This is a genomic window from Flavobacterium sp. B167r, from assembly GCF_056824315.1.
This window is the reverse complement of record NZ_CP124859.1, coordinates 933,854-953,853: the sequence shown is the minus strand read 5'-3', so window position 1 is coordinate 953,853 and position 20,000 is coordinate 933,854. Positions and strand designations below refer to the sequence as shown.

The 20,000-nt window shown below is 34.0% G+C and carries 21 protein-coding genes; 5 read left to right on the top strand and 16 right to left on the bottom strand.

The window, feature by feature from the left end; genetic code table 11:
• Positions 1 to 44: 44 nt before the first annotated feature.
• Positions 45 to 779, bottom strand: coding sequence for a metallophosphoesterase family protein (locus QLQ96_RS04450; protein WP_482495010.1), 735 nt, complete (start codon positions 777 to 779; stop codon positions 45 to 47).
• Between the two features lie 140 nt (positions 780 to 919).
• Here QLQ96_RS04450 and dinB point away from each other — a divergent pair, with 140 nt between their 5' ends.
• Together dinB and QLQ96_RS04440 are read left to right on the top strand one after the other, a co-directional pair.
• Positions 920 to 2,002, top strand: coding sequence for a DNA polymerase IV (dinB, locus tag QLQ96_RS04445; RefSeq protein ID WP_482495008.1), 1,083 nt, complete (start codon positions 920 to 922; stop codon positions 2,000 to 2,002).
• A gap of 103 nt (positions 2,003 to 2,105) precedes the next feature.
• A complete protein-coding gene (locus tag QLQ96_RS04440) occupies positions 2,106 to 2,606 on the top strand; it encodes a PAS domain-containing protein (RefSeq protein ID WP_482495006.1) in 501 nt (166 codons plus the stop codon).
• Between the two features lie 128 nt (positions 2,607 to 2,734).
• On the opposite strand, the gene QLQ96_RS04435 is transcribed toward QLQ96_RS04440, so the two are convergent.
• The 8 genes from QLQ96_RS04435 to QLQ96_RS04400 form a co-directional block, all read right to left on the bottom strand.
• Positions 2,735 to 4,339 carry a fumarate hydratase gene (locus QLQ96_RS04435; RefSeq protein WP_482495005.1) on the bottom strand — a complete coding sequence of 535 codons (1,605 nt, stop codon included), beginning with the start codon at positions 4,337 to 4,339 and terminating at the stop codon, positions 2,735 to 2,737.
• Positions 4,340 to 4,414: 75 nt separating this feature from the next.
• Positions 4,415 to 5,164 (bottom strand): hypothetical protein, encoded by a 750-nt coding sequence (locus QLQ96_RS04430; protein ID WP_482495003.1) that lies wholly within the window; start codon positions 5,162 to 5,164, stop codon positions 4,415 to 4,417.
• A gap of 209 nt (positions 5,165 to 5,373) precedes the next feature.
• A complete protein-coding gene (locus tag QLQ96_RS04425; RefSeq protein ID WP_482495002.1) occupies positions 5,374 to 6,813 on the bottom strand; it encodes a nucleoside recognition domain-containing protein in 1,440 nt (479 codons plus the stop codon).
• 108 nt (positions 6,814 to 6,921) lie between these two features.
• Positions 6,922 to 7,689 (bottom strand): winged helix DNA-binding domain-containing protein, encoded by a 768-nt coding sequence (locus QLQ96_RS04420; RefSeq protein ID WP_482495000.1) that lies wholly within the window; start codon positions 7,687 to 7,689, stop codon positions 6,922 to 6,924.
• A 44-nt stretch (positions 7,690 to 7,733) separates the two neighbouring features.
• Positions 7,734 to 7,991 carry a DNA glycosylase AlkZ-like family protein gene (locus QLQ96_RS04415; protein ID WP_482494998.1) on the bottom strand — a complete coding sequence of 86 codons (258 nt, stop codon included), beginning with the start codon at positions 7,989 to 7,991 and terminating at the stop codon, positions 7,734 to 7,736.
• A gap of 76 nt (positions 7,992 to 8,067) precedes the next feature.
• A complete protein-coding gene (locus QLQ96_RS04410) occupies positions 8,068 to 8,781 on the bottom strand; it encodes a 3'-5' exonuclease (protein ID WP_482494996.1) in 714 nt (237 codons plus the stop codon).
• A gap of 169 nt (positions 8,782 to 8,950) precedes the next feature.
• The gene (locus QLQ96_RS04405; RefSeq protein WP_482494994.1) at positions 8,951 to 9,427 is read right to left on the bottom strand and encodes a methylated-DNA--[protein]-cysteine S-methyltransferase; all 477 of its coding nucleotides are present in this window, start codon (positions 9,425 to 9,427) and stop codon (positions 8,951 to 8,953) included.
• A 117-nt stretch (positions 9,428 to 9,544) separates the two neighbouring features.
• On the bottom strand, positions 9,545 to 10,360 hold the full coding sequence (locus tag QLQ96_RS04400; RefSeq protein WP_482494992.1) for a Rossmann-fold NAD(P)-binding domain-containing protein: 816 nt from the start codon (positions 10,358 to 10,360) through the stop codon (positions 9,545 to 9,547).
• 143 nt (positions 10,361 to 10,503) lie between these two features.
• On the opposite strand from QLQ96_RS04400, the gene QLQ96_RS04395 reads away from it, so the two are divergent.
• Both QLQ96_RS04395 and QLQ96_RS04390 read left to right on the top strand, forming a co-directional pair.
• Positions 10,504 to 10,938, top strand: coding sequence for a transposase (locus QLQ96_RS04395; RefSeq protein ID WP_482490792.1), 435 nt, complete (start codon positions 10,504 to 10,506; stop codon positions 10,936 to 10,938).
• Positions 10,938 to 11,804 (top strand): IS3 family transposase, encoded by an 867-nt coding sequence (locus QLQ96_RS04390; RefSeq protein WP_482492323.1) that lies wholly within the window; start codon positions 10,938 to 10,940, stop codon positions 11,802 to 11,804. The genes QLQ96_RS04395 and QLQ96_RS04390 overlap by 1 nt, the downstream gene beginning before the upstream one ends.
• Positions 11,805 to 11,835: 31 nt before the next feature.
• On the opposite strand, the gene QLQ96_RS04385 is transcribed toward QLQ96_RS04390, so the two are convergent.
• Genes QLQ96_RS04385 through QLQ96_RS04375 form a run of 3 tightly spaced genes read right to left on the bottom strand, consistent with a single transcriptional unit; the run spans position 11,836 to position 16,131 of the window.
• Positions 11,836 to 14,241 carry a M28 family peptidase gene (locus QLQ96_RS04385; protein ID WP_482494990.1) on the bottom strand — a complete coding sequence of 802 codons (2,406 nt, stop codon included), beginning with the start codon at positions 14,239 to 14,241 and terminating at the stop codon, positions 11,836 to 11,838.
• A gap of 16 nt (positions 14,242 to 14,257) precedes the next feature.
• The gene (locus QLQ96_RS04380) at positions 14,258 to 14,605 is read right to left on the bottom strand and encodes a hypothetical protein (protein ID WP_482494989.1); all 348 of its coding nucleotides are present in this window, start codon (positions 14,603 to 14,605) and stop codon (positions 14,258 to 14,260) included.
• Positions 14,602 to 16,131: a GNAT family N-acetyltransferase gene (locus tag QLQ96_RS04375; RefSeq protein WP_482494987.1), complete on the bottom strand. Its 1,530-nt coding sequence runs from the start codon at positions 16,129 to 16,131 to the stop codon at positions 14,602 to 14,604. Before QLQ96_RS04375 ends, QLQ96_RS04380 begins: the two co-directional genes overlap by 4 nt.
• Before the next feature lie 173 nt (positions 16,132 to 16,304).
• Here QLQ96_RS04375 and QLQ96_RS04370 point away from each other — a divergent pair, with 173 nt between their 5' ends.
• Complete coding sequence (locus tag QLQ96_RS04370) at positions 16,305 to 16,628, top strand: single-stranded DNA-binding protein (protein WP_379699530.1); 324 nt, start codon at positions 16,305 to 16,307, stop codon at positions 16,626 to 16,628.
• Between the two features lie 311 nt (positions 16,629 to 16,939).
• On the opposite strand, the gene QLQ96_RS04365 is transcribed toward QLQ96_RS04370, so the two are convergent.
• The 4 genes from QLQ96_RS04365 to QLQ96_RS04350 all read right to left on the bottom strand — a co-directional run bounded on the left by QLQ96_RS04365 (position 16,940) and on the right by QLQ96_RS04350 (position 19,923).
• Positions 16,940 to 17,632, bottom strand: coding sequence for a DUF2461 domain-containing protein (locus QLQ96_RS04365; RefSeq protein ID WP_482494985.1), 693 nt, complete (start codon positions 17,630 to 17,632; stop codon positions 16,940 to 16,942).
• A gap of 83 nt (positions 17,633 to 17,715) precedes the next feature.
• The gene (locus tag QLQ96_RS04360; protein WP_111284913.1) at positions 17,716 to 17,901 is read right to left on the bottom strand and encodes a hypothetical protein; all 186 of its coding nucleotides are present in this window, start codon (positions 17,899 to 17,901) and stop codon (positions 17,716 to 17,718) included.
• 81 nt (positions 17,902 to 17,982) lie between these two features.
• The gene (locus QLQ96_RS04355) at positions 17,983 to 18,501 is read right to left on the bottom strand and encodes a ferritin (protein ID WP_482494983.1); all 519 of its coding nucleotides are present in this window, start codon (positions 18,499 to 18,501) and stop codon (positions 17,983 to 17,985) included.
• Positions 18,502 to 18,570: 69 nt separating this feature from the next.
• Complete coding sequence (locus QLQ96_RS04350) at positions 18,571 to 19,923, bottom strand: hypothetical protein (RefSeq protein ID WP_482494982.1); 1,353 nt, start codon at positions 19,921 to 19,923, stop codon at positions 18,571 to 18,573.
• Positions 19,924 to 20,000 lie beyond the last annotated feature (77 nt).

Genomic DNA, 20,000 nt, shown 5'->3' with positions numbered 1-20,000 from the left:
TTTAATATTAATTATTTGGGTAGCAAATGTAATTTTTAAAGAGATTAATTCCTACCTTTTTCGTTAAAATAGAGTTCGTTTAGTGGTTCACTTTGCCAGTATTCTTTAGTGTCAACATTCAAAATCGTAAGCGGACCTCTAAATGCAGCGCCTGTATCTACATTCCAAACGCAAGCTCTATTTACAGGAACCGTTTCGCCGATTCGGGTAACGGGCGTATGGCCAATATAAACTTCCTTATAAACGGTAAATCTTTTAGGATAGTGTAAGTCGTCTTCTTTTAATTTTGGGTCTAATGAAAGAGCGGTTTCCCAAAGAGTTCTATCCCAATAAAATAGCTTCGAGAAATATTCCCATTTTACGCCATTTAAATTAGTAAAACCAGCATGTACAAACAAACGATTCTGGTCGTCAAGGTAAAAATCCTGAAGATTTTCTAAAAATTCGATATGAGCTCTTTTCTTCTCTTCCGAAATTTTAGCGTAACCCTCAACTGTCGCTTTTCCTCCGTGTTTGTACCACGTTTCTTCATCAAAATCATCGTGTCTGTTTTCCAGCCAGTCCAAAGCAAGCTGGTCGTGATTTCCTCTTATGCAGATGCAGTTTTGTTTGCTTTTTAAATCAATTAAATAGTCGATTACTTCAACAGACTGACTCCAGCCGTCCACGTAATCGCCCAAAAAAATTAGAGTATCTTCTGTGGTAACGTTGGCTCTTGTTAATACTTGTTCAAGTGCAAGTAATCCGCCATGAATGTCACCTATAACAAATGTTCGCATTATTTAATTTTTCGAGTAGAAGAACAAAAATAGAAAGAATAATTGGTTTGAACTCATCGAATTCAGATTCTTTAAAAATTGATATGATTTATAACTATTTACATTCCTTTTTTATTGTTTTTCCTCAGTAAATTTGCAAAATGTCTGAAACACCAACATATCGAAAAATTATTCATATTGATATGGATGCCTTTTACGCATCGGTAGAGCAGATGGACAATCCTGAATTAAGAGGGAAACCAGTTGCAGTTGGAGGTTCGGAGAATCGAGGCGTGGTTTCGGCTGCAAGTTACGAAGCCAGAAAGTTTGGTGTTCGAAGTGCCATCAGCGGAGTTTTAGCCAAAAAATATTGTCCAGAAATTATTTTTGTTAGGCCTAGATTTGATCGCTACAAGGAGATTTCATCCAAAATTCATAAAATCTTTCATGATTATACCGATTTAGTTGAGCCTCTTTCGCTTGACGAAGCATATTTGGATGTTACTAAAAATAAAAAAGGAAATCCAAGCGCAAGCCTTTTGGCGCAGGAAATTAGGCAAAGGATTTTTGATGAAGTCGGATTGACGGCTTCTGCTGGAATTTCGATCAATAAATTTGTTGCCAAAATTGCCAGCGATTATAACAAACCAAACGGGCAAAAAACAGTAAATCCTGATGAAGTCGAAGTTTTTCTGGAAGATTTGCCCATTCGCAAGTTTTATGGAGTTGGAAAAGTCACAACTGAAAAAATGTATCAGCTCGGAATTTTTACAGGAACCGATTTGAAAAGCAAGTCTTTAGAGTTTCTAGAAAAACACTTCGGAAAATCGGGAACATTTTATTATCATGTTGTTCGAGGTATTCATAATAGCGAAGTAAAATCTTCACGAATTACCAAATCTGTGGCGGCAGAACATACTTTTGATGTGAATTTGTCTTCGGAGATTTTCATGATGCAACAATTGGAGCGTATTGCAACATCATTAGAAAAACGCTTGAAAAGGTATAATCTTTCGGGAAAAACAATTACACTCAAAATAAAATACAGCGATTTTTCTCAACAAACTAGAAGCAAGACCCTGCCTTATTTTATTTCTGATAAAAGTTTGATTATGGAAAACATAGAGGAATTATTGTATCAAGAAAAAATGAAAGATTCGGTGCGGTTGCTTGGAATTTCGTTAAGCAATTTGAATAACGAAGTAAAAAAAGCAGTTGTGGTACAGTTGAAATTTACGTTTTAATAACAATTTTTAAAAGTTCAAAATAAGCGAGTGATTATGAATAACAGGATTTTTCTGCTATCTTTGAGTAAAAAGATTTTATCTGTCTTCTGAATTGATTAATATGAAAAATAGAAATTCTGATGATTTACAGCAACGAAGTTCAGTTCCAATTTTAGCTTGGGATTTTCATCATGAATATCTAAACGAGTTAAAAGCGTTGAGTGTTGATTTGAAAAGGGTAAGCAAAATCTCAGATGAATTTACGTGGGATGAAAAAAAGCTTAATATTCAGGAAAGAATCAAAAATGAAGTGGTTTTGATAACCGATTTAGATTTGAAAATAGTTTTCGCGTCAAGCGGAATAAAAAAAATGACAGGCTACAAAGAGGAAGAAGTTTTAGGAAAAACTCCAAAAATGTTTCAAGGGCCAGCGACTTCACGAGAAGATTTAAACGAAATTAGAGAAGCGGTAAAAAAGAAAATACCTTTTGCCAAAACCCTCGAAAATTATAGAAAAAACGGCCAAACGTACAGATGTAAAATCGAGGCCTCACCAGTTTATAATCTAAAAGGCGAAATATCACATTTTATAGCCTTCGAAAAGCAAGATATGAGCGCTTAGGTTTGTTTGCCACAAAGGCACAAAAACGCTAAGATATTTTTAAAGACGCTAAAAAAATAAGCCACCCGTAAAGGATGGCTTTATTTTTATAAAATACTTTGTGTCTTGGTGCCTTTGTAGCAAAAACATTACAAATCAGCAAAGAAATCATTTCCTTTATCATCAGTAATAATAAAAGCAGGGAAATCTTTAACCGTGATTTTACGAACAGCTTCCATTCCTAATTCTTCAAAATCAACAACTTCAACTTTTAGAATGTTGTCTTGAGCTAGAATCGCAGCAGGACCTCCGATAGAACCCAAGTAGAATCCGCCGTATTTGTTGCAGGCATCAGTAACTTGTTTTGTACGGTTTCCTTTTGCTAGCATCACCATACTTCCGCCATTTTTCTGGAATTCATCTACATAAACGTCCATACGTCCGGCAGTTGTTGGTCCGAAACTTCCAGAAGCCATTCCATCTGGAGTTTTTGCAGGACCAGCGTAGTAAACTGGGTGATTTTTGAAATACTCTGGCATTGGTTTTCCAGCATCTAACATTTCTTTAATTTTTGCGTGAGCAATATCTCTGGCAACAATTACAGTTCCGTTTAGTTTTAAACGAGTTTTTACAGGATATTGAGATAATTTAGCTAAAATATCTGCCATTGGCTGATCTAAATCAATTTCTACAGCAGCTTCTAAATGTGGAGCAGTTTCTGGTAAAAATTGTTTTGGATTTACTTCTAACTGTTCAACAAAGATTCCGTCTTTCGTAATTTTTCCTTTGATGTTTCTGTCAGCAGAACAAGAAACACCTAATCCAACCGGACAAGAAGCAGCGTGACGTGGCAAACGGATTACACGAACGTCGTGCGTGAAATATTTTCCTCCAAATTGCGCTCCAATAGCACTTTCTTGGCAGATTTTCTGAACTCTTTCTTCCCATTCTAAATCACGGAAAGCTTGACCCGCCATGTTTCCTGAAGTTGGAAGATGGTCATAATATCCAGCTGAAGCTTTTTTAACAGCGCTTAAATTTGCTTCTGCAGAAGTTCCGCCAATTACCAAAGCTAAGTGGTATGGAGGACAAGCAGAAGTTCCTAAATCTTTGATTTTTGTGCGAATGAATTCATCCATAGATTTTTCATTCAGCAACGATTTTGTTTGTTGATATAAGTAAGTTTTGTTTGCAGACCCTCCGCCTTTTGCCATGAACAAAAAGTCGTAAGAAGTTCCTTTTTTAGCATAAATATCAATTTGCGCTGGAAGATTTGATCCTGAATTTTTTTCTTCAAACATCGAAATCGGAACAATCTGCGAATAACGTAAGTTTCTTTTTTGATACGTATTAAAAATACCTCGGCTTAACCATTCTGCATCATCAACACCAGTAAAAATGCTTTCGCCTTTTTTAGCCATTACAATCGCAGTTCCAGTATCTTGACAGCTTGGCAACTGACCTTCAGCAGCTACAGAAGCATTTTGAAGTAAATTATAAGCTACGAAACGATCGTTGTCAGTTGCTTCTGGATCGTCTAGAATTTTTCTTAGTTTTTGTAAATGCGTTGTTCTTAGCATAAACGAAACATCTGTTAAAGCTTCTTCAGCCAATAATTCTAAACCTTTTGGGTCAACCGTCAAAACTTCACGTTCTCCAAATTGTTCCACTTTTACAAAATCAGAAGTGATTTTGCGGTACTGCGTATCATCCTTTAAGATCGGATAAGGATCTTGGTATATAAAATCAATCATTGTTTTGTTTTTTTACAAATTTAGAAATTATTTACCTAAGAAAGAATTTGAATTAGGACTCTTCTGAAGATGTTTTTATTCTGAAGTGTTAAATTGATCAAACGTCATTTTTTTCTCAAAATATGGTTTGTCTTTGGCAGACAATAACATCTTTTTCCATTTACTGTCTTTTAATTCGAAAGATATTGAGTCTGAGTGCTTAAGGATTCCCATATCCATGTTTTCATCTTCGTCTGCGGGTACAAACGCAACAGTCTTGCAATAAAAAGATTTTGTATCGGAATTGTTAGAAGGATTGGCTATTTCAACCCAGCTTCCCCAGCCGCTGTCGGACATTGAGCTCCATTGGTGAACCAATTGTAATCCGCTATTTTTTAAATAATAAAGATAGTTGTCATGCGAATAACCACAAGCCGGAAATCCAACGGTGATTTGTATGAATGGAGAATTTTTAGAAGTTTCTGATGTTAATCCGTAAGAAGCTGTCCACTCCGAACCTTTCTCAAAACCTTTTATCGCAACTTTAGAAGATGCCGTTTTGGTTTTATTCTGATAAAAGTCCAATCGATATTTTACTGTAACAATACTGTCTTTGTCTGCTTGCTGGTCTACTAAGTTTGCTAGAATATAATCTGTAGAAGATTCTGTTCCGTCTGTGTAAATGGCAATAGTATCAGTTTTAATGATCTTCTCATCAGCTGAAACTTCAAGGGTTTCTTGCGGTTCAATGATTTCCGCTATTGTTGGCGGTGCAGCATCTGTAGGTTTTGTTCTTTGACATCCGATAAAAATAAGTAGGCAGAAAAAAAGAGTGTGGATTTTCATCTTTGGGGGATATTTAATTAATTTCTAGAGAAACCTCTAAAGTATAAAATTATGGGAGTTTTTAGAAGAAAAAAGAAAAAGAAGCGCATGAATAATAGGTTAAATTCCTTTCATGGCTTCTTTTAAAACTTTAATTAATTTGTCTTTACTCTTTGTGATAAAGATATTTAGAATGATTTTTTAATGCAGAAATATTGTTTTATATTTTTTTAAAAAAACCAAGTCGCAACAAAAATTGCCGTAATTACACAGATCAAATCTACTAAAAGCATTGTGCCCAAAGCGTAACGTGTGTTTTTGATATTTACTGATCCGAAATAAACTGCGATTACATAGAACGTACTCTCCGCACTACATTGGAAAATACTGCTCAATCTTGCAGTGAGAGAATCAGCTCCAAAAGTATTCATCGAATCAATTAAGAAACCTCTTGAACCCGCAGAACTAAATGGACGCAGCATTGCAACAGGAAGCGCATTGGTAATTTCTTTGCTTACTCCTAAATTCGAAAAGATAAATCCGATTGCATCGCTTATAATCTCGAATAAACCGCTATTTCTGAATAACGAAATCGCAACCAACATTCCTAAAACGTAAGGAAAAATCGTAACTCCAGTTTTAACTCCGTTATTGGCACCAACAACAAAAGTATCGAAAACAGTTGTTTCAGCTTCTTTGAATTTCTTTTCATGTCGGAATGAGAAAATCAAAGTAAAGGCAATAATCGCAATTAAGATTAATCCAGAAAGGTTAGAAGTAAAATAGTTTTTCCCGATTAAATCTAAATGATTTACATACATCAATAAGCCAACAATAGCCGCAATCAAAACCATTAAACCAATAAGAAGCGAAGCACTTTTGAAATTGATTTTTTGTTTGATTCCAACAATCAAGAAAGCAGCAATAGTTCCGATAAACGAAGTAATGATACAAGGCAGCATAACATCGGCAGGATTACTTGCGTTTGCTGCGGCGCGATAACCGATAATCGAAGTTGCGATCAAAGTCAAACCAGAAGCATGAAGACACATAAACATGATTTGTGCATCACTCGCTTTGTCTTTTTCGGGGTTTATTTCCTGTAAACTTTCCATGGCTTTTAATCCAAAAGGTGTTGCAGCCGAATCTAATCCCAAGAAATTGGCAGCAAAATTCAATGTCATGTAAGATATCGAAGGGTGGTTTTGAGGAATACTTGGAAACACTTTCACAAAAACCGGACTTAAAGCTTTTGCTAATTTCCCAGAAGCTCCAGAAACGATTAAAAGTTCCATCAAACCACAGAAAAAAGCTAAATAAGCGATAAGAGGCAGAATTAAATCAACCAAAGTGCTTTTACAAGTTGGCAATAAACCATCCGATTTTTGAAGTCCGCTATAAATTTTTACGGTTTTGTTTTTGTAAACGTACGTCGTGTCTGCATTTAGCGTATCACGATTGATAATCATGGTTTGATCTGGCGCTTTTTTAATGCTATCTTTTAAAAAAGCAGGAAGTTCTTCAATGTATTTTTCAGAAACCAAAACAGGATCATCTTTTTTTCCATTTAAAATAGAATCAATGGTATAAGTGTTGGCAGTGAACAAACTGACTACAATAAAAACAATCGAAGAAATAAAAATCGCTAACCAAAATCTGCTTAATACCATAATTGTAATTTTTTGTAAATGTAATAAATCAATTGCAATGACAATTACAAAAGTCAATTTCGGGCTTTAGATCAAAAATTATTGAGATCGAATTTGTTTTTTGAATTATCATTCAATAACAATTCTAGTTTCCAAATAGGTTTCAAAAGATTTGATTCCTTCAAATAAAATCTGTTTTTTGTCGGTTTCGAATTCCTTGAAAAACTCTGTTTCTATTTTCGCGTGATCTTTTTTGATGGTTCTTTTCCAAATTCCGATCACTTTTCCGTTTTCTAAAATTATGGGTTTGAAGATGCCATTATTGGTAAAAACTTTTGATTGATGTTCCGTATTGAAAGAAGCTTCACGTGTTTTATATGAAATTAAAATCTCATCAAAAGCCGGAAGAAAATGTACGCTTTCGCGAAAGTTATCCTCGTGTTTAAGCTCTTTTTTAAACCAATATTGCTGATTATCAATAGTAACTTGGTTTAATTGCAACTCTATTGCGTTAATTGTTTTTTGGCAAATTGTAGGCGGAAAGCCTGACCACCACGAGAAATCGAGTACTGTTGCTGGGCCATGACTTTCAAAATAACGTAAAGCGAGTTTTGCCAATGCTTCATCTTTGGTTAATTTAGAATTTGGTTTAGGAACTCTTTCTTCAAGCAAAGCATACGTAATTTGTTTGCCTTTCATTTTTCCATTGCAGACCAAGCCGTCCAATTCAGCATTCATCATTACAATTACAGGAGATAAATCACCAGCTTTTTTCTGAATGTTAAGTTCCTGCATGATTTCTTCTCGCGTTAAATGATTATTTCCCGATAGAAGTTTTTCTATAGCAGAATTGACCTGATCGAATTTCTTTTCGTCAAAACCATGCTGTTTGGCCATTGTTGCAAAAAGACGTTTTACTTGTGGCGCAGAGAGCTCCAACATCAATAAATGTCATCAGGAGAAACAAAATGCCAAGTTGGACGCAAAATATGGGTTCGAATGATTTTTCCCGAGTTTATAGCGTCTTCAATCTCTTTTTCGCCAGCATCACAACGGGAACCAACTGCCCACTTTGCCATTGCATAATCCTGAGCCTGCATGGCGCCAAAATGTTTCACAATTTCTTGAGGCGAACAAGAGGTTGTTTTATAAAGCTTTTGCGAAACCAAACGGTAATGTGAAATTTCCTCGTGTGTCATTTTTTAAACCATATAAGTGATATAAGTTCATTTAAAAACTTTGTCCCTTTGTTTCTCTGTTCCTTTGTCCCTTCAATTAGACATGAATAATTTCTTCATCAATCAATAAATCTTCTCGGCGTAAGCGCAAGAAAACTTGAGCAACGGCAATCGTATCTTTTTCGCAATACGTAATGATTCGGTCAATGTCTTTTTCGACATAATAGACATGAGCAACTTGACTTCCGTCAATATCGCCTTTTGGCGATGGGATCCCTAAAATCTTAGTGAGCAGTTTCAAAGAAGTAAAATGCTTATAATCGCCAAACTTCCATAATTCTAAAGTATCCAAATGCGGGATTTCCCAAGGTTTTTTGCCGAATAAATTCAGTTTATCTGGAATTGGCATTTGATTGATAATCATTCTTCGGGCAATAAACGGAATATCAAATTCTTTTGAATTATGTCCGCACATTAAATGTTGCGGTTGTTTGAAATGATTGTTGATCAGATTCGAAAAATCTTTTAGGATTTTCTTTTCTTCACCAAAAAACGAAGTCACTCTAAAATTTCGAACATCTCCTTTTATAGTAAAAAAGCCAACCGAAATGCAGATAATCTTTCCGAATTCGGCCCAAATTCCGGCTCGATCGTAAAATTCTTCTGGAGAAAACTCGTCTTTTCTCTGATATTGGGTTTTTAAATCCCAAAGCGACTGCATTTCCGCGTCAAGCGAATTGAAATTCTCTTCTTCAGGAACGGTTTCTATATCAAGAAATAAAATGTTATTGAGGTTTATTTTTTCAATCATATTTAGACTTCTTAGATTTTTGGATTATTAGACTTTCAGAATAATTCCACAATCTCAATTTTTAAATTTAATTCATGTAAAAAACGACAAATAATCTTACTTTTCAAAGGTAGACTTTTATTTTTGAATCTAAATTGTCTAATATTTTAAAGATCTAAGAAAGTCTAGTTTAAAATAGACTTTGTTGTAGAGATGGACTTTCATGTTCCAAAAGCCATTTTTTGCGAGACAATCCGCCAGCGTATCCAGTTAAAGATCCATTTGTGCCAATAACTCGATGACAAGGAACCACAATCCAAAGCGGATTTTTACCATTTGCCGATGCTACGGCGCGAATAGCTTTTACATCACCCAGTTTTTTGGTCTGATCCATGTAACTTACTGTTTTTCCGTATGGAATTTCCAATAAAGCTTTCCATACTTTCTGCTGAAATTCCGTTCCTTGTGGATTCAGTTTAAGATCAAAATCGGTTCTTTTGCCTTCGAAATATTCATTTAATTGCGAAACGGCTTCTTGTAAAACTTCAGGAATAGTTTCCGAAATTTCATTTGAACCAACATCAGAAACAGAAATTACCGAAATACCGTTTTCATCTCCAATAATTTTGGTGATTCCGAGAGGCGAATTGATGAAAACTGTTTCCATGATTTTTAACCGCAAAGGCGCAAAGATTTACGCAAAGTTCGCAAAATATTTTAAACCATATAAGTGATATAAGTTCATTTAAATCAAAACTTAAATTTCTTATATCACTTATATGGTTTAATAATTTCCAAGAATAAATTTATAGTTTAAAACAGTTTCGATTTTTTCACTCGAAATGACTTTTTTGATGTTTGATTTTTCAGAACTAAATTTTGGTTCTGGCAAATTCATTATAATAGCCTTTTGGGAATAATACACCTCTCTTGTTGGATGAAAAGGAGCAACGGCATTAAATACCTCATTCCATTTGTTTTGAGTTGTTATTTCTTCGATTATGCCAATGCAATCATTTTGATGAATTAAATTTACTGGAGCGTCTGGATTTTCTAGGTTTTCTTTTCCAGCCAAGAACTTTACAGGATGACGATCTTCACCAATTAATCCGCCGAAACGGAGAATTGTGGTTTCGAAGTTTTGATTTTCTTGAAGAAGCTTTTCAGCTAAAAACAATTGTTTGCCACTTTCGGTTTCCGGATTTGGAATCGTTTCTTCCGTAATTATATTGTTATCATCGCCAAAAACCGATGTTGAACTTACAAAGAGAACTTTTTTGATTTTTGATTTCTCTATGAAAGGAATTACATTCTTGATTTTTTCAACAAAAGCTTTTTTCTCAGGATTAGGATCGACAGCTCTCAATTTTGGCGGAATATCAATAATTAGAATTTCGCTTTCCGCTAAAAAATCCAAGATGTTTTCAGAAACACTTTCGCTTTCAAGCGTCACTAAAAACGGATTTATTCCAGCATCTTTTAAAATCGAAAGTTTATTTTCTGACGTTGTTGATCCGTTTATTGAATTGCCTTTTGCAATTAATGTTTTTGCTAAAGGAAGACCAAGCCAGCCACAGCCTAAAATGCTTATTTGTTTCATTTTTTGAAGTTCAGAAGTACAAAGGTACAGAGTTGAAAAGGTTTTTTTGGTTATGGTTAATAAAAAAGGCAGATTTTAAAATCTGCCTTTTTATTTTTATTCTGTGTCTTGTCCTGAAATAGCGATACACAAAAAGTATCATTATGGAAAAAGATCAAGAATTGCGATATATTAAGCGCACCCAGAAAGATTACAGTATGTCTTTTAAACTTCAAATTGTTCAAGAAATAGAACAAGGAAGAACCTCAATTACTCAAGTTAAAAAAGATTATGCTATTCAATCCCGTTCAACAATTGTTCAGTGGCTGCGAAAATTTGGTAACTTTGATTGGGACAATCAAACACCTTCTATTATGCAAAAATCTCCTGAACAGAAAATAATGGAACTTGAAGCCAAAGTGAAGTTGTTAGAAAAACAAAAAGCATTTTTAGAACAGCAGGCTTTCGTCGCTGATAAAAAAGCTATTATTTTCGATATGATGATTGATATAGCAGAAAAAGAATATCAAATTGACATTCGAAAAAACTCACCACCCGAACAATCGACCATTTTAAAAAAGAACACCAACAAACAATAATGTTTGCCTGTACTTTGTTCGGGATTGACCGGCAGGTTTATTATCGTCGAGTAAAAAAAAGTAACTCCAGGAAGCTTTTGGCTTCAGAAGTTGTTAATATGGTTTTGAAAATTAGAAATACAATGCCTCGAATTGGAGCAAGAAAACTGTATTACCTTTTAAAAAGCGAGTTGAATCAACTTAAAATAGGTCGAGATAAATTTATAGATATACTTAGAGCAAATCATTTACTGATAATGCCAAAACGTTCTTATCATATAACAACAAACTCTCATCATAGATTTAGAAAACATCAAAATCAAATATTAGAGCTACAGATCTGCAGGCCGGAGCAAGTCTGGGTATCAGACATAACCTATATTGGAAAAAAAGAGAATCCATGTTATTTAAGTCTAATAACTGATGCTTACTCTAAACGAATAATGGGTTTTAATGTCGCAGATAATATGAATGCTCATAGTAGTTTAACAGCTTTAAAAAATGCAATAAAAAAACGCAGAGATAGAGGCAAAACATTAATACATCATTCAGATAGAGGAATACAATATTGTTCTGATCAATATCAAAAACTATTACATAAAAACAATATAAAATGCAGTATGACAGAAAACTCCGATCCCTATGAGAATGCAGTAGCTGAGAGAATAAATGGAATTTTAAAACAAGAATTTAATATTGACAAGTTTAATCTAAAACTTGATGTAATGAAGGTTTTAGTAAAAAATGCAATTGACATTTATAATAACAAAAGACCACATTATTCCAATTATATGCTCACTCCAAGTCAAATGCATCAACAAAGTGTAGTAAAGATGAGAACTTATAAAAGAAAAACACCCGCAATAAAAAATATTACAGGTGTTTAATTAAATATATTTGTCTAATAATCTGTATCGATTATTTAGGACTAGTCACTGGTTTTACCGCCGGAGCTGTTATGCTATCTTTAGGAACCGCTAAACTATCTTTTACCACAATCGGCTCAATCGGTTTTACTGGAGGTGTATATCTTTTAATTTTCTGCTGTATTAAAACGGCATCATTTAAAACAAAAGGTGTTGGCATCATCCAATCGTTTCTTGGTTTGACTTTCAGTAACGGATTCGTCATTAAATCAAATGAACTTTCTATTAAATCCATATCAAAAATTGATGATTTATTGATGTAGAATTCCATTTCTAACGGCTCATTTCTTACCACATAGTAACATAAAATTTTGCTGTCTTCTCTTTGCAGGCGATTTCCTTTTTCGCCAGAAGTTGCTACTCCGTTTGCTTTAAAGTTATAAAACGTCATTTTCGGATTAGCATAAATATCGTAACGGTTTACTTTTCTATTTGGAGTAATCTTGATTTTCAAATATCTATTGTTTCCGATAACACTATCTCTTAAAAACTGAATTGTCGGTTTCGGAATTTCAAAAACTGGAGCAATAGCACTGTATGTAAATGTTGTATTGTATTTGCTTGACAGCGGAAGCGTATTTAATCCAACTGCTTTTTGATTGCTTTCGCCCAAATAAGATTTAGTCCATTCATCTAAATTAGTATCATAAGTTGTCCAAACAGCCGAATTATTTTCAGCATTGTAAATGTATAATAAACTATTTGATTTTGCTTTTCCGTACTCGTAACCAGAGTTATATCCGGCATAAACGAAAAATACAATTGAAGTAAGAAAGAAAACTACGATCCAAGCTCCTTTTTTAGCGAAAGCTCCAAATATTGGCAATAACAACCCGAATAATAAAACGGTTAAAATAGCACTTCCGTATAATATTTTAAGCCCTAAGCCGATAGGGAACATTACAATGAATGGCGCAACAATTGCCAGGGCAGGAATAGAGAATATTAAATTCATTCCTAAACTGTAATGCTGCGTGAAGACAAAAATTCCGAATAATAAAATTCCGAAATAAACAGGAATGATTAAGAAACCAGCACCCGTTAAGCTATTGGCTAAAAATGCATTAATGATAATCCAAAGCAGTAAAGGCGCCACAAAATGGTTCATGGTAATTTTGGCTTCAGAAAAATGATGGTAGAAAGCAAAGCAAATCGCGATGCTCAACGTAACAAAAGCGCCAATGTAAGCGTGTCCGTTATATGTAAATCCGTTTAAAAGATCAGAATATTGCGGATAAATTTCTAGAATAAGTTTCCATCCTAAAAAAGTAACCAATCCTGCAATTATAATCGATCCAACAAGCGGAATAAAACCTTTGAAAATTTCTGTGAAAGTGATGATTCTTTTTACTTTTCCAACAAAAATGAAGATAACCAATAATCCAAAAGCAATTAGAGTCATTGGCATTACCCAAGTAAACGGATAATTGATGAATGAGAATGGAGCGCTGAAATAAACATTGTCTTCTGTAGACTCGGTTTGGTTTAAATCAATATTAGAGAAGTATTTTATCAAAGGCATGATGTAAGTGCCTTGATGTGCTAATGTCGTTTTGTTTAGATGCTGAACGTCGTCCTGTTGTGTATGGTAGTTGAAATGACCATCGATAAAAGCAAAATTGAATCCCTGAATATTGGCTTGTTCTCTAAAAACAGTTAAATCAGTATCGTTAGGAAGCATTTTGTAAATACTGTACATTAACGAATTTGAAACGGGATGTGAAGGTTTAGCCTTCGTAAATTCTTGAATCAGTGCCTGATTTCCTTTATTGGTTTCCATCAGCATGTAGCTTGGTCCAGAAGTTCCTCTTGCTTCAAAGTTTAAAACCAAACCAACGTCTTTTGCCCAAGGGTGTTTATTTACGAATAAAGCGGCACCGTTTAATCCTAATTCTTCTGCATCAGAGAATAAAATGATAATATCGTTTTTTTGAGGATGTTTTGAGTATAAAAAGGCACGCACACCTTCTAAAATTGTAGCGACACCAGAAGCATCATCACTTGCACCTTTTGAGAAAGAATGTGGTGCACTGTCATAATGTGAAAGAAGTAAAAGTGCTTTAGTATTGTTTGTTCCTTTTATTCGAGCCAAAATATTTTTTGACTTCACCAAAAGACCTTTATCATTTAGAGTAAAACCTTCTTGAATACTCGTTTCTAAACCAATTCTGTTTAATTCTAGCACAAGATAATTAGCAACAAGTTCGTGATTGGTCGATCCGACGTAATGCGGTTTCTGCGCAATAATCTCGACCTGATTTAAGGCTCTTTCGGTCGAAAATTCAGCAAGCGCTTCGTCATCTTTCGATATTCCTTGCGGCATCATCGTGGCATATATAATGCCAAGTAAAGCTAAAACGCAGACTATGGCTAGAATTGAGGTGGGGTTTTTTCTCATGGTGAATAAATACTAACTATATTTCTTTTTTAACAAGCATAAAATAATCATTGTCCAAGGAACGATAGCCTTGATCATACAAGAAATAATATGTATTTCCTGTCTTAGTCTGTAGAATGTTTGTAAAGAACTCAAAATCAAACCCTTTTGTTAATAATTTGTCTCGAGAAGCTTTCGATTTTCCGTCTACATTTAACTCTGCCAAAATACGGTAATTTTTGCGTAACTTGTTGTTTATATTTCGCATGAAATTCGTACTATCTTTATTTATTTTATTATTGAAGGCATTTCGACAACTATCGGAACAGAATTTCTTGTCCTCACGGCCGAAAATTTTGGCTGAGCATTCAAGGCATATTTTCATGAATTCAATTTTTTAATTTCGTAAAGGTCAGATCTTCTGTCTTTTAAAGTCTTTACGCTTCCATGTTCGTGAAGTTCTTTCAATAAATTCAAATCGACATCAACTATTAAAGTCATTTCTGTATTCGGAGTGGCTTCTGCTTTAATTCCGTTACTTGGAAAAGCAAAATCAGAAGGTGTAAATACAGAAGACTGCGCATATTGAATATCCATATTATTTACTTTCGGAAGATTTCCAACGCAACCTGCTATGGCTACATAACATTCATTTTCGATGGCGCGCGCTTGCGAACAATGTTTTACGCGAGTATATCCGTTTTGAGTATCCGTTAAAAAAGGGACAAACAAAATATTCATTCCTTCATCGGCTAACAATCTCGAGACTTCTGGAAACTCGACATCATAACAAATTAAAATTCCGATTTTACCGCAATCGGTATCAAAGGTTTTAAATTGCGATCCGCCTTTCATTCCCCAATGGATAACTTCGTTTGGCGTGATATGAATTTTGGTATACATTTCTGAAGTTCCGTCTCTTTTGCATAAGAAACCAACATTGTATAGATTTCCGCCATCCATATAAGGCATACTTCCCGTGATGATATTAATGTTGTATGAAATGGCAAATTCCTGAAAGCGTTTTTGAATTGGATCAGTATGTCTTGCCAATTCACGAATTGCTTCTGCTTCAGATAAATGGTTATAATCGGCCATTAAAGGAGCAGTAAACAATTCTGGAAACAAGGCAAAATCAGATCCATAACCCGAAACGGCATCGATAAAAAACTCTGCTTGCTCAAAAAGGGCTTCAACATTATTCAGCGGACGCATCTGCCATTGAATTAATCCTAAACGAATAATGTTTTTCTTAAGATTAATCAGTTTCGGACTTTCATCGTAATAAATGTTGTTCCATTCCATTAAAACGGCAAATTCTTTCGATTCTTCATCGCCTTCCAAGTAATTTTTAAGGATTTTCAGAACGTGAAAATCATTGCTCAATTGGAAAGAAAGAACAGGATCGTATAATTCTTTGGCACGAACTTTTTCGATATAATTCTTGGGAGACATTTTTTTTGCATGTTCTCTATAATTCGGAATTCTTCCTGCGAAAACAATTGCTTTTAAGTTCAATTGTTCGCAAAGTTCTTTTCTTGCATCATATAATCGGCGCCCTAAACGCAAACCTCTATAATTTGGATGAATAAAAACATCTATTCCATATAAAATTTCAGCGTTTGGATTATGGGTTGAAAAGGTGTAGTCACCACTAATCTGTTGGTAATTATGTCTTTTTTCTACTAATTTTTCGTCAACAATAAGAGATAGGGCAGAACCGACAACTTTTCCGTCAGCTAAAATGACTAACTGTCCTTCCGGAAAAATAGAAAGCAATCTTTCTATGTCGTCAGAACCCCAATACGAATCTGCCATTTCTGGATACGATTCTATCATTGATTTTTTTAATTGTTTATAGTCTTCAATTTCAAGGTTTCTTAACTCAACTTTTTTAATTTTTGTCTGCATATCGTAAGGTTTATCTCAAATATACGAAAAACAATTTCCAATTACAAACGCTTACAAATAGTTACAGTCGATAGTAAATAGTTAACAACCGACTGTTGGTATTGGGCATTCGCATCTTTGCAATGTTGAATTTGAAGAACAGTTCAACTAATAGTATTTAAATAATATACGCCATGAAAAACAGAGTACAATTAATTGGGAATGTAGGAAATGATCCGGAAATTAAAACATTAGAAAACGGCAAAAAGCTAGCGCACGTTTCAATCGCTACGAAGGATTATTATAAAAATGATAAAGGAGAAAGGGTAGAACAAACCGAATGGCACCGAATAACGGCCTGGGGAAAAACGGCAGAAATTATCGAAAAATTTGTGGTGAAAGGAAAAGAAATTGCCGTTGAAGGAAAACTGACACACAGAAGCTATGATGATAAAAACGGTGAAAAGCGCTATATAACCGAAGTAGTTGTAAATGAAATTTTACTTTTGAGCAAATAAATTGAGAAGCTTTGTCAAAGTTTTAAACTTTGACAAAGCTAATTTCAGCAGAAACCCGACAGTCTGAATACCGAAGTCTCGGGATCAGGACTGTCGGGTTCAATGCTGTTTTAATATTCCGTTAGGAATATCTCGTCGGTAGAAAAAAAATAGTGTTGTTTGAGCAATGTCCTGTAGGGACATTTGTTTTGCGGTATAACATATCCGCATCAATCAAACGTTCCTACGGAACCATAATTTAAACCGAATTCTACCGACGACACATTCCTACGGAATGAATCATTGTTTATTATTAGTCGAGAAATATAGTTTTATATAATGGAAACCCCATTAGCGTCAGTAGTTAGCACTTCGCTCATATAATCAAAAAATGGTCTCATGTTTTTGAAAGCATCCAAAGCCAATTCTAAAAATTGTGGACTCAATACTTCTTTATCTGTAAAACGCTTTATTACTAAAAATTGTTTGTAACGGAGTAAATCGATAGCGGGATGATCTGCATCAAAACCTTTTGGTTTTGTTTTAAGCTGTTCGCCTTGTAATGTTCCAAAATTGGTTTTGAAAGATTCTGAATTTAGTATTTTCTGAAAGGTTTCAGGGTCATGCGCAAATTCGGTTCTTATTCTTTTCAAATCTGCGGCATTTGGTCCCCAAAAACCGCCTGCGAAAAAGCTGTTTCCTTTTTCTAAATGAAAATAATAACCGCCGCGTCTAGCAGCAGTGGCGCGAGTATAACTTCCGCCCCAATAATGTTTAAAAGGAGTTTTGTCCTTAGAAAAACGAATATCGCGATAAATTCTGTAAACACTCTTTTTGCCCGAAGCATTTTCTAAAACATCTGTTTTGGAAAGTTCTTTCAATAAAGCGCCTGCAAAATTTTCAATATGATTTAATTCGATTAAATATTGTGGTTTATTGGCTTCAAACCATGGTTTATTATTGTTTTCTTGTAGCTCAACCAAAAAGTCAAGACTTGATTTTGGAATTGTAATGTTGTTTTTCATAATTGAATTTAAAATCAGAAGCGGACTGCAATTTAAAACTAAAAAACCCACCAGAGAAATCTGATGGGTTTTTCTATATCGCGTTAAGCAGTTTTTTTGAATAAGTCAAACATAGGACAGCGTGAGCAGCGTTTCTTTTCACTTTTCTTATATTTCTCACAGCAAGAAGATTTACAATTTTCGATCTTCTTTATTTTATCAAGGATAACTTTATTTTTTTTGTCTTTTTTATCCTTTTTCTTGTCCTTGTCTTTTTCTTTCTTGCTCACTTTTCCTCTGTATTATAAAAACAGAGACAAATATAAACCAAAAAAGTTATTTTTAAATATTCTAAATAAAATTTAACTTTTTTATTTAGGATTAATAGCGATTGAACTAGTAACAGTTAATTGCTGAATATCACGGTCAAACAAGTAAAGTCCACCTTTATCTTCACCAATTAAATTGATTTTATCCAAAATAGATTTAGCTGTAGCTTCTTCTTCAATTTGTTCAGAAACATACCATTGTAAGAAATTGTGCGTAGCATAATCTTTTTCTTCAAAAGTTATGTGCACTAATTCGTTGATGGATTGTGAAACAAAAAGTTCGTGTTTATAAAGCTCCTCAAACATTTCTTTAAAAGTAGAATATGATATTCTAGGTGCTTTTAGATCTGTAATTTGAGCGTGTCCTCCGCGTTCGTTTACATACTTAACCAATTTAAGCATGTGTGCACGCTCTTCATCTGACTGTGTGTACATAAATTGAGCAATTCCCTCCAATCCGTGTACTTCAGCCCAACAAGCCATAGAAAGATAAGTTTGCGAAGATTCTGCTTCTATGCGGATTTGCTTATTCAAAGCCAATTCAATATTTTTTGCTAACATAATAAGTGTCTTTTTTGTAAAATTAAGAAAAATTATTCATTTTTATTTTTTTGAAACCCCGAAAGACATTTAATTAATTTTCTGAAAAGAAGCAGGGTTTGAAAATGTAGACTTATCTATAATTGGATTTCCAGTATCTCCCATCATAAAACCATCCATAAATTTTCGCATCACAAACTGCTTGGAAGTCTCGTCATAGTAGTTCAAAATACGATAAGTCTTTAAATCTAAAGCATCATACAATTTGATGTTTTTATGGGTATTTAAAAAGTAAAATAAATTATCCATTGCCAATGGTTCGGATTGTTTGTCGCTTATAAAATCTAAATTTTCGTTTAGCATAGCATCAAAATAGACCATTTTACTCAATGTATAATAATCACGAATTCCAAAATCATTAGGATTTTCAGAGTAATAATAGTAGGATGTAGCTTCTCCAAAGCCACTAAAAGTAATAAAACTGTTTTTTTTGTTTTTAACAATAGAAATTCCAGCAGTAAGCCCTTCTAAATTTTTGAGAAATTTGGCAGTGGTTTTTAACTGCTGAGGTTTTCTATCATTAATTTGAACAAAGAAAGAAGAGTTTTTAAACGGAATACTATCATTTTTTGAAAAGGTGAAATTCTTAATTGTGTTTCCAGAATCAAAATCTTTTATTTCCAAGACAAGTTCGTCTTTGTTTGCCATGATTTGGAACAGCTTTTTTTCGTTATAAAATGAATTGGACGTTTGAAATGGGTTTTCGGGAACAGGCTTGCTAAAGATTTTTTCGTTTAAAGCGCCAGTATTCAGATTAATTTCATAAGCCTGAGTTTTAGTTAAACCATTATCAAATGTCAAAATAAGACGGTCATCAACGACATAGAATTTACTTGTTTTTGAGGCAAGGTCAAGAGGATTAAGAACACCCGATTCCATTTTTTTGATTGGATAGTATTTGATAAGCGCATTAAAAGAAGTCTTTATATTGCCTTGATATGTGAAAGCAAAGGAAGAAAAATCAAGCATTCTAATTTCACACTTCTGGTCTTCAAATTTGTAAAGAAGAAGATGCTCAAAGTCTTTTTCTTTTCCAAGTACATAAAAGGTATTATTCTGTTGGAAATAATTTATAATGTAATCGTGATTTTTTGGGAAATCAAAATTTAAAGATTTAGATGTCTTATTCTCCAAATCGTATGTGTTAATTAGAATGTTCTTATTGTTTGGTGAAATCCAATACAAGGTTGGTTTTTTTTCTGGACTAATAGTACATCCCATCAGATTTCGATTTGCTTCGTTTCTTATCGAATCTGTAAATTTGCTTGTTAAGAATACAGATTTATTGTATTTTAAGATGTTTATGGCTGTATTATCCCATGCAATGGCATAAATGTCTTTGTTTTTTTCATCTTCAACATTTAGAATTTGGGTCTTTGACAAATTATTTAGATTTAATGGCAAAGAGTTTAAGACTGTTTGGCAAAATAGAACTATGTTAAAAAACAAGAGAGAAAGGA